Origin of the sequence: Sinorhizobium sp. 8-89, from assembly GCF_030124325.1 — a bacterium.
Classification (GTDB): domain Bacteria; phylum Pseudomonadota; class Alphaproteobacteria; order Rhizobiales; family Rhizobiaceae; genus Sinorhizobium.
The window spans coordinates 63,734-72,404 of record NZ_JASKLR010000026.1 but is presented as its reverse complement, the minus strand read 5'-3'; the positions used below and the strand labels follow the sequence as shown (position 1 = coordinate 72,404).

General features: G+C 62.6%; 6 protein-coding genes and 2 pseudogenes. 4 read left to right on the top strand and 4 right to left on the bottom strand.

Annotated elements, in window-relative coordinates:
- Positions 1–183: 183 nt before the first annotated feature.
- The 4 genes from QN219_RS28575 to QN219_RS28560 all read right to left on the bottom strand — a co-directional run bounded on the left by QN219_RS28575 (position 184) and on the right by QN219_RS28560 (position 4,376).
- Positions 184–999 carry a carbohydrate ABC transporter permease gene (locus QN219_RS28575; RefSeq protein ID WP_284003678.1) on the bottom strand — a complete coding sequence of 272 codons (816 nt, stop codon included), beginning with the start codon at positions 997–999 and terminating at the stop codon, positions 184–186.
- Entirely contained in the window at positions 996–1,937 is a 942-nt protein-coding gene (locus QN219_RS28570; protein WP_284003676.1) for a sugar ABC transporter permease, read from the bottom strand. The genes QN219_RS28575 and QN219_RS28570 overlap by 4 nt, the downstream gene beginning before the upstream one ends.
- Positions 1,934–2,965, bottom strand: coding sequence for an aldo/keto reductase (locus QN219_RS28565; protein ID WP_284003675.1), 1,032 nt, complete (start codon positions 2,963–2,965; stop codon positions 1,934–1,936). The genes QN219_RS28570 and QN219_RS28565 overlap by 4 nt, the downstream gene beginning before the upstream one ends.
- A gap of 70 nt (positions 2,966–3,035) precedes the next feature.
- On the bottom strand, positions 3,036–4,376 hold the full coding sequence (locus QN219_RS28560) for a sugar ABC transporter substrate-binding protein (protein WP_284003674.1): 1,341 nt from the start codon (positions 4,374–4,376) through the stop codon (positions 3,036–3,038).
- A 576-nt stretch (positions 4,377–4,952) separates the two neighbouring features.
- Between QN219_RS28560 and sfnG the strand changes: the two genes are divergently transcribed.
- The 4 genes and pseudogenes from sfnG to QN219_RS28540 all read left to right on the top strand — a co-directional run.
- Positions 4,953–6,056, top strand: coding sequence for a dimethylsulfone monooxygenase SfnG (sfnG, locus tag QN219_RS28555; protein WP_284003673.1), 1,104 nt, complete (start codon positions 4,953–4,955; stop codon positions 6,054–6,056).
- 151 nt (positions 6,057–6,207) lie between these two features.
- On the top strand, positions 6,208–7,119 hold the full coding sequence (locus QN219_RS28550; RefSeq protein ID WP_284003671.1) for an ABC transporter ATP-binding protein: 912 nt from the start codon (positions 6,208–6,210) through the stop codon (positions 7,117–7,119).
- A pseudogene (locus tag QN219_RS28545) lies at positions 7,119–8,013 on the top strand (branched-chain amino acid ABC transporter permease). The gene QN219_RS28550 and the pseudogene QN219_RS28545 overlap by 1 nt, the downstream one beginning before the upstream one ends.
- 2 nt (positions 8,014–8,015) lie before the next feature.
- Positions 8,016–8,657, top strand: a pseudogene (locus QN219_RS28540) (branched-chain amino acid ABC transporter permease); the annotation flags it as partial.
- Positions 8,658–8,671: the final 14 nt, after the last annotated feature.

Genomic DNA, 8,671 nt, shown 5'->3' with positions numbered 1-8,671 from the left:
GGCGCTGCTGCGCAAGCGGGCCGCTCGCAGCTTCGACGCCATCGCCGAGGCCCTCGGCGACATCTGCAATCTCTTCTCCGTCACAGAATGCAGAAACTATTTCAATGCGGCCGGATATGAGGCCAATTAAATGCGACACGCTTTAATCGAGCGCGATTTGACCCCTCGCGTTTGGTCTCTTCCCTATTTCACCCCGCCATGTGCGAGCCCGCTGACCAGGTAACGCTGCATGAAAAGCGCGATCAGGTAGACGGGCGAGATGCCGGCGAGCGAGGCAGCCGCCATCTGGCCGAAGTTCACCAGCCTGTCATCCTGGAAGAGCGATATGCCGACTGGCAGCGTTCGCGTGGCGTCGGAAAAGGTGAAGGCGGAGGCGAACAGGAACTCGTTGTAGGAAAGCACCGTGACGATGATCAGCGTCGCCACGATGCCCGGCGCGATGACCGGTGCGACGATCTGCAAAAGCGTGCGAAACGGTCCCGCGCCGTCCATCGCCGCCGCATGCTCGATCTCGATCGGCATCCGGCGCAGGAACGGCGTCAGCAGCCAGAAGGCGACCGGCACGTTGGCGAAGCCATAAACAAGGATGAGACCGGCGCGCGTGTTGAGAAGGCCGGTTGCCTTCAGCAGGAAGAAGAGGGGGATCAGGGCCACGATGGGCGGCGCCATGTAGCTCGAAAGCGCCACGTCCGCCAGCCACTTGCCGCCAATCTTGAGCCGCAACACGGCGTAGCTCGAGGGGAGCGTAAGCGCGATGGTGAGGAGGCCGGCAAACACGGAGACCGCGACCGAGTTGAATATGAAACCGTCAATATCGGCCGCCTCGAAGGCGCCCGGCCAGTTCGCAAATGTCGGCACTGTCGGCCAGAAATGGCCGCTCAGCACGTCGTCCTTGGTCTTGAAGGAAACGGCCAGGAGATAGAGGATGGGCAGGGCGAAGAAGCCGACGATCGGCGCCGTCGCCATCGCCAGCCAGAGATGTCGAGTGCCGAGCCTCATGCTTCCCGCCTTTCGAAATGCTGGTGCAGGCGAACGACCGGGAGCGTCGCCAATCCTATGACTAGGCCATAGACGATCGTCTCGGCCGCCGCGCGCCCCACGTCGAACTGCTCGATCGCCCGCCGGTAGATGGAAAAGCCGGCAGATGTCGTCGCGAAACCCGGCCCGCCGAAAGTGAGGATGTAGACGAGGTCGAAGAGCTTGAACGAGAGAATGAGTTTCAGAAGATAGATCGACGAGAGCGGCGCGGCGACGAGTGGGAGCGTGATGTGCCGAAAGCGTTGCCAGGCATTCGCGCCGTCGACGAGCGCTGCCTCGTGGACGCCTTCCGGTATCGTCGAAAGTGCCGCAAAGCAGAGAATGACGATGAAGGGCGTCCATTGCCAGAGGTCGGCGACGGCGATCGCCAGCCAGGCGAGCGAGGGATGGCCGAGGAAGGAAATCGGTTCGGAGATCACCCCGTATTTGATCAAAGTACCGTTTAGGAGCCCTCCGGCCGGCGCGAGAATGAGCTTCCAGGCGACGCCGACCATCACCGGCGGCGTCATCAGCGGCAGCAGCACGAGGCTCATCAGGAAGCGTCCCGCCTTCAAAAGGGAGCTGAAAAGAAGCGCGATCACGAAGCCGAGTGCGAGTTGCAGCAGCGAAGTTGAAAGCGCATAGGCCACACTTCGTCCGATCGCCGAGAGAAAGAGCGGATCCTGTAAGGTTATCGCGAAATGCTTCATGCCAACGAAGCCGCGGAACGGCCTTCCAAGCGTGCTCTTGCTGAAGGCGAGCGCCAGCAGAAAGATGGTCGGGTAGAGCGTCGTGACGCTGAGCGCAAGCATAATCGGTGCAATCCACAACGCACGGCTGAGCCGCGCCGGAAGGGTGCTCCGGCGCGTGGCAAGGCGGGTTTCATCAAGCCGCAGGGCGTCGGCGGCGAAGACGGTCATGCCGCCTCCGAGAGATCGGGACGTGTCGGCCCGGTGCCGGCCTGGGTGGCGAGGAGCATGTCTTCGACGTCGTCGAGATCACGCGGCGAAAGGGCGCTTGTTGCCGCATCGATCCAGCCGTCGATGTGCTCCGGCTTGCGTGCTCCGATGATGGCGCCCGTGATGCCGGGCCAGGCAAGAACCCAGGCGGCCGCGACGGCCGCAACGGTCGTATGGTGCCGCGCGGCAATCGGCCTCAGCCCATCTGCGAAGGCAAGATTGCGGTGAAGGGCCTCCCCTCCAAACTCCTCGTCGCGCGAGCGCCAGTCATTTTCAGGGAGGGCGCGAGCGCGCGCTGGGGTGAAAGCACCGGTGAGCAGGCCCGACTGGAGGGGACTGTAAGCAATGACGCCGCTGCCATGGGCCCGCACCCAGGGCAGGTCTTCCTCGGCGAATCCGCGTTTGATGGCGGAGAAGGGCGGCTGCACCACGTCCACGGGGGCAACTTTCGCCGCTCGCTGCAACAGTTCCCGATCGTGGTTCGATAGCCCGATGGCTCCGACCTTACCCTCGGCTTTCAGGTCGGCGAAAGTGGCCCAGTATTCCTCGATCGGCGTACCGTCATTGGCCGGCCAGTGCATCTGGTAGAGGTCGATGACCTCGACATCGAGGCGCCGCAGCGAATCTTCGACCTCGCGACGCAAGGACTTTGCATCACCGATGCGGGCGGGTAGGGCATTGCGGTTCTCGGAGTCCCAGACAAGACCGGCCTTGGTGAACACGAAGGGACGCTCGGATCTCGGGATCGTCGAGAGTGCCTCGCGAACGATCTCCTCGGAATGGCCGAGACCGTAGACCGGGGCCGTGTCGATCCAGTTGATGCCGCGCGCAATTGCATGGTGGAGGGCCGCGATCGACTGGGCATCATCCTGCGTCCCCCAGCCCCAACCCCAATCGGGGCCGCCGATGGCCCAGGCTCCAAAGCCAACCGGTGTGATGTCGAAATCGGTGCGGCCGAGCCTGCGCTTCGGCAAGGAATGTTCGCTCATGGTCTCTCGCCTCGTTTTGGAAGTGGCGGGGCGCGCCGGAAGGAAGCGATGGCGCGCGCCCCTAGCGCAATCAGCCGTTGACCTCGATGATCTCGGTCCAGGCCCGGTGGGCATCGGCGATCGCCTGTTCGGCGCTCTTGGTACCGGCGAGCGCCAGTGCCAGTTCGTCGGTGAGCGCGTTTTCGAGCTTCGGCGCGTAGACGGCCGTCGGCCAGGCAAGGCTGTTTTCCAAGGCGCCGTCGTCGAGCAGCGGCTGTACGAGCGGTTGGAAGGCCTTGAACTTCTCGGATCTCAGACCCGACTGGCGGTCGGGATCGATGCCCGAACCGGTGAGCGCCAGGAGCTCTTCATGATAGCCTTTGCTGGTGACCAGCTTGATCAGTTCCCAAGCCACATCCTTGTTCTGCGATCCGGTGGTGATTGCAAAGCCGAAGCCGGCATTGAAGGCCAGGCGCGGCGTCTTGTTGCCGCCGCCAACCGGGATGCGCGCCACACCCCATTTGTCGACGATCTTCGATCCCTTGGGGTCCTGAGCATAGCCGCCGAGGTCGGTCCAGAAGTCGATCTGCGCCGCCTTGCCATTCAGGAACGCCGGCAGGCCTTCCTCGAACCGGGTCTCGAGCGGCGTCGGCAGCGCGTGGGGCGCGGAGGCGAGCAGCGACTTCAGCGCCTCGACAGCCTCTGCGCTATCGAGCGCCGACGAACCGTCCGCTTTGAGGAAATTGCCGCCGAAGCCCGTCAGCCGGTTGGCATAGGTGGACAGGATGATGACCGGGATTTTCGCTCCTAGCACGGCGGCACCGTAGATGCCGTTCTTCGACTCGGCCTCAGTGATGACCTTGGCGTTCTCGTTGTACTCGTCCCAGGTCGTCGGCGCCTTCAGTCCATAGCGATCGAAAAGCTCCCGGTTGTAGAAGAGAAGATGGCTGTCGCCGTCATAGGGCAGGCCATAGCGACGGCCATCATGCAAGGTGTACTGGTCGTAGATGGTCTGGATGAAATCTTCCGGCTGGATTTCGGCCTTGTCGCGCTCGATGAGATCCGTCACGTCCTCGGTGACGCCGTCGTCGGCGAGCTGACCCTTGTAGGTATAGAAGTAGTCGATGACATCGAACTCGTTGGCGCCCGATTGCACGTCGAGCGTCGCCTTCACGCTGACCTGGTCATAGGGCACCGCGGTGACATTGACCTTGGCTCCGGTTAACTTCTCGAAATCCTCGGCGATCTTCTTGCCGGTTACGACGTGCGGCTGGATGATCAAGAGGTTGATGGTGCGGCCCGCAAACTTGTTGCTCGAGGCGAGTGCCGTCGACGAGGCCAGCGGCGCGATAAAGGGCAACGCGCCGGCGGCTGCGAGCGATTTCAGTATGCTGCGGCGGCGATAGGTCTGACTGGAAATGGGATTGGACATGCATTCCTCCATCGGGGTCTGTTTGGGCAGCCAATGACCGGCGGGCGAGCTGCTTGCCTGCGGCCTTCGTTCTGCATGATGCGACAGGCGACGAGAGGAATACACATATAGTCCATCGATTATGTGTATTAATCTGGAATGATTTTCCTCCGAGGATGGCGCCTGCGGGGCACGACATGCTCCGAAGCCTGCAGCGGCACGGGACTCTACACGAGGAAGTAATGGGCTGGCCTTCAGCGCGCCCGCCCAAGTTCTCTTCGCATTTGAGCCCGGCGAAAAGTCGACGCAGCCGGATAGCACTCCAGTTTGTGCGCACCGGTCCACGACTTTAAGGGCGGCCTAAATTAGGCGTGAAATCGCGCCGTCGACCTCCGATCAGGATTTTTGAATTTTCCGCGCCGGCAAAATTGGGAGAATTTTTCTTACTGCAGTCCACTAATTGGTAGAGTAAGTCAGCAACTTGGAACCGCGATGCAAATGAATACCGGTGAGTCCGCAGAGAACCACGTTGTTTGCCGGTGAGCATGGACCGGCACTGGTTGCCACCAAAGCATGAAACCCTGGAGAGGAAGACAAATGTCGCATGCAAATAGAGAAGCGGTGAAATTCGCCTACTGGGTGCCGAACGTTTCGGGCGGTCTGGTCATTTCCAATATCGAGCAGCGGACAAGCTGGACGATCGACTATAACCGCAAGCTCGCGCAAATCGCCGAGGAGAACGGCTTCGAATATGCCTTGAGCCAGATCCGCTTCACCGCCGGCTATGGCGCGGAATTCCAGCATGAGTCCGTCTCGTTCAGCCATGCGCTGCTCGAATCGACCAAGACGCTGAAGGTCATCGCCGCCATCCTGCCGGGACCGTGGAATCCGGCGCTCGCGGCCAAGCAGATCGCCACGATCAATCATCTCACCAACGGGCGTGTCGCCGTCAATGTCGTCAGCGGCTGGTTCCGCGGCGAGTTCGCCGCAATCGGCGAGCACTGGCTCGACCACGACGAACGCTATCGCCGTTCGGAAGAGTTCATCCGGGCGCTGCGCGGCATCTGGACCGAGGACAATTTCACCTTCCGCGGCGACTTCTATCGGTTCAACAATTATTCGCTGAAGCCGAAGCCTATCGATCCGCAGCCGGAAATCTTCCAGGGCGGCTCGTCGCGCGCCGCGCGCGACATGGCGGCCCGCGTTTCCGACTGGTATTTCACCAATGGCAACACGCCGGACCAGATCGCCAAGCAGGTGAATGACATCCGCCAGAAGGCCAAGGAAAGCGACCACTCGGTTCGGGTCGGCGTCAATGCCTTCGCAATCGTCCGCGAGACGGAGGAAGAGGCGAAGGCCGTGCTTGCCGAGATCATCGAGAAGGCCAATCCGGAGGCGGTCAATGCGTTTGGTCACGAGGTCAAGAATGCCGGCAAGGCTTCGCCGGAAGGCAAGGGCAACTGGGCGAAATCCTCCTTCGAGGATCTCGTCCAATACAATGACGGCTTCCGCTCCAATCTGATCGGTACACCGCGGCAGGTGGCCGAGCGGATCCTCGACCTGAAGCGCGCCGGGGCCGACCTCATCCTGCTCGGTTTCCTGCATTTCCAGGAAGAGGTCGAATATTTCGGCAAGTACGTCATTCCGCTGGTGCGCGAACTGGAAGCGGCAGAGGCGCTGCAGCCGGTTGCTGCGGAGTAGTCGGTAGAATTCACCTTGATGGAATAAGGCATGCTGGAACGCCGGTCCGTACCACAACAGAATTACCGGGCTTCATTGGGACGGCCGGGGGAAGCTGTGCGCCGGTGGCAACGGGCTGTCGTGGCGCCCGGAAGCTGTTGAGAGGGAAAATATGCACGCGATGACATTTGCCCTTGGGGGGCTGGGCACGTCTGCCTTCCCGCCAGAGGTCCAGGAGCACCTCCTCGACGTTGCCGCCAGGCCGACGCCTCAGCCGCATGCGGCGATTTCCAGCGACCTGCTGCTTGGCCTTGAAAGCGTGAGCCTCTCGTTCGGCGGCGTCACGGCTCTGGACAATGTCGATCTCGCGGTGCGACGCGGCGAAATCCGCGCCATCATCGGCCCGAACGGCGCCGGCAAGAGTTCGCTCATCAACGTGATCAGCGGCATCTACCGGCCGGATCGAGGTCAGGTGGCGATCGGCGGCAAGCGCTACGGCGCGGTGCCGACCGAAAGGCTGGCGCGCCTCGGTATCGCCCGGACCTTTCAGAACCTCGCCTTGTTCAAAGGCCTGAGCGTCCTCGACAACGTGGTCGCCGGGCGGGCACACACGGTCCGCTCGACGTTTCTCGGTCAGATCGCCCGTGTCGGCGCCGCCCGCCGCGAAGAGGCGGACGCGCGCGACCGGGCCCGGCGCATCCTCGGCTTCCTTCATCTCGAACACGTCGCCGGCCGCCTTGCCGGCACCTTGCCCTATGGGCTGCAGAAGCGGGTGGAACTCGCCCGTGCGCTGGTGGCGGAGCCGGAGATCCTGCTTCTCGACGAGCCGATGGCCGGCATGACCGCCACCGAGAAGAACGAGATGGCCGCCTTCGTGCGGGCGACCCGAGAAACCTATGGCACGACCGTGATCCTCATCGAACATGATATCGGCGTGGTCATGGAACTGTCGGACCGGATCGCCGTGCTCGACTACGGCCGCAAGATCGCTGACGGAACGCCGGAAGAGGTGAGGGCAGACCAGCGCGTCATCGACGCCTATCTGGGCGTCGCGCCCGAGAATGAAGACGGAGCGGGGATCTGATGTCGGACTTCGATTGGCTTTTCTTCACCGAGGTGCTCGTCGGCGGGCTGCTCTCGGGCGTCATGTACTCGCTGGTCGCGATCGGCTTCGTGCTGATCTATAAAACCTCAGGCGTGTTGAATTTCGCGCAAGGAGCGCTGCTGCTCTTCGCGGCACTGACTTTCGTCAGCCTCGTCGAACGCGGCGTGCCTTTCGCGCTGGCGCTCGCCATCACCTTTGCCCTGATGGTCGTCATCGGCATCGTTATCGAGCGAACCGTACTTCGCCCGCTCACCAACAAGCCGCCGATCACCCTTTTCATGGCGACGCTCGGCCTCTCCTATGTCATCGAAGGGGCTGCGCAGCTCCTCTGGGGGACGCAAGTGCATGCGCTTGAGCTCGGCATCGAGGACATCCCCTTCGATGTCGGTGGCGTCCTCATCAGCCAGTTCGACATTTTCGCCGCGGCTGTTGCGGCCGGCATGGTGGCGCTGTTGTCGGTCTTCTTCCGCTACACTCGCGTCGGTCTCGCCTTCCGTGCGGTGGCGGACGATCAGTTCGCGGCGCTCGCCATCGGCCTGCGGCTGCCGTGGATCTGGGCGACCGTCTGGGCGACCGCCGGCCTGGTGGCGCTGGTCGCCGGTCTCCTCTGGGGCTCGCCTCGGTGTGCAGTTCTCGCTGTCGCTCGTTGTCCTCCAGGCTCTTCCGGTCCTCGTTCTCGGTGGCTTCGATTCAATTCTCGGCGCCATCGTCGGCGGCCTGCTGATCGGCGCGACCGAGAAGCTCGCCGAAGTCTATCTAGGTGACTATTTCGGCGGCGGCATCGAAAGCTGGTTCGCCTATGTCGTGGCACTCGCCTTCCTTCTTGTCCGCCCCTCCGGTCTTTTTGGCCAGAAGCTCGTGGAAAGGGTCTGATCATGGTCTCGATTGCAACCGACCTTCCCGCGTCCTCGACGCTTCCGCGCTGGCTGGCGCCAGTGGCGCTCCTTGCCGTTGCCTATCTCGTCGTTCCATTCGTCGGCACCAGCTATTTCTTCGAGGCGATCCTCCTGCCGTTCCTGGCGCTCAGCCTCGCTGGCGTCGGCCTCAACCTTCTGACCGGCTATGCCGGCCAGGTATCGCTCGGCAGCGCTGCCTTCATGGCGGTCGGTGCCTTCGCCGCCTATAATTTCAACCTGCGCGTCGAGGGCCTGCCGCTTGTCGCGAGCATCGTGCTCGCCGGCTTTTCCGCAGCTGCGATCGGCATCGTCTTCGGCCTGCCAAGCCTCAGGCTGAAGGGCTTCTATCTGGCGGTCTCGACGCTTGCCGCACAGTTCTTCGTGCAGTGGGCCCTGACGAAATTCGGTTGGTTCTCCAACAATTCCGCTTCCGGCGTCATCGATGCGCCGCCGCTGGCGATCGCCGGTATTACCTTTGAAACCGCCGCCGGCCGGTATCTCTTCGCGCTGAGCGTCGTGGCGCTGCTGACCTTTCTGGCGCTGAGGCTCGTCTCCTCTCAGACCGGGCGCAACTTCATTGCGGTGCGCGACAACGAGACGGCCGCCCGCATCATCGGCGTGAGCCGGAGGATTTC

Bases quoted from the DNA above. Each gene is read 5' to 3' on its own strand.
- QN219_RS28575 (WP_284003678.1), bottom strand. From the start codon at position 999: ATGAGGCTCGGCACTCGACATCTCTGGCTGGCGATGGCGACGGCGCCG.
- QN219_RS28570 (WP_284003676.1), bottom strand. From the start codon at position 1,937: ATGACCGTCTTCGCCGCCGACGCCCTGCGGCTTGATGAAACCCGCCTT.
- QN219_RS28565 (WP_284003675.1), bottom strand. From the start codon at position 2,965: ATGAGCGAACATTCCTTGCCGAAGCGCAGGCTCGGCCGCACCGATTTC.
- QN219_RS28560 (WP_284003674.1), bottom strand. From the start codon at position 4,376: ATGTCCAATCCCATTTCCAGTCAGACCTATCGCCGCCGCAGCATACTG.
- sfnG (WP_284003673.1), top strand. From the start codon at position 4,953: ATGTCGCATGCAAATAGAGAAGCGGTGAAATTCGCCTACTGGGTGCCG.
- QN219_RS28550 (WP_284003671.1), top strand. From the start codon at position 6,208: ATGCACGCGATGACATTTGCCCTTGGGGGGCTGGGCACGTCTGCCTTC.